The sequence below is a fragment of the Rahnella sp. ATs2 genome (genome assembly GCF_051851855.1).
Taxonomy (GTDB): Bacteria; Pseudomonadota; Gammaproteobacteria; order Enterobacterales; family Enterobacteriaceae; genus Rahnella; species Rahnella variigena.
The window spans coordinates 1-622 of the sequence record NZ_JBLYPL010000064.1 but is presented as its reverse complement, the minus strand read 5'-3'; the positions used below and the strand labels follow the sequence as shown (position 1 = coordinate 622).

1 protein-coding gene is annotated in these 622 nt (G+C 54.5%); it reads left to right on the top strand.

Annotated elements, in window-relative coordinates; all coding sequences use genetic code 11:
• Window positions 1–104: 104 nt before the first annotated feature.
• The coding region (locus ACJY2G_RS25535) for a helix-turn-helix domain-containing protein (RefSeq protein WP_439292385.1) at window positions 105–622 on the top strand (518 nt) is incomplete at its 3' end.

The window sequence follows — 622 nt, the reverse complement described above, 5'->3', positions numbered from 1 at the left end:
TGTAAGTCCCATTTGATAATGTCACTTTTTAGCTAGTTTATAATGTCACCCAGATACGGCGCATTTTCCACCTTTCTGGGAGATCTCTTCTGATGCTGGTAACCATGTCCAATAAAGAACTTCACCGCTTGCCGGTGATCCAGGCCGTTGTTGAAAAGCGTCTGCGTCGCCGTGATGCCGCCTCTCAGCTGGATCTCACTGAACGTCAGGTACAGCGTCTGATGAACCGCTTCCGGGAGTCCGGTGCTGCCGGGCTGACGAACACTCGTCGCGGTATGCCCGGAACTCATCGCGTTGATGTTGCACTGCGCCATCGGATACTGACGCTGCTACGTGAAAATTACGTCGGTTTTGGCCCCACACTTGCCGCAGAAAAGCTTCAGGAGCGCCATGGGATTTCCGTTTCTGTCGAGACGTTGCGCTGCTGGATGACTGCCGACGGTCTCTGGGTGCCGCATGCCCATCGACGACCGCGAGTTTATCAGCCCCGTTATCGACGCGACTGTTTGGGTGAACTCATTCAAATCGACGGTTCACACCACGACTGGTTTGAAGGACGTGCCTCCAAGTGCTGCCTGTTGGTTTACATCGATGATGCCACCGGTCGCCTGATGCATCTGCG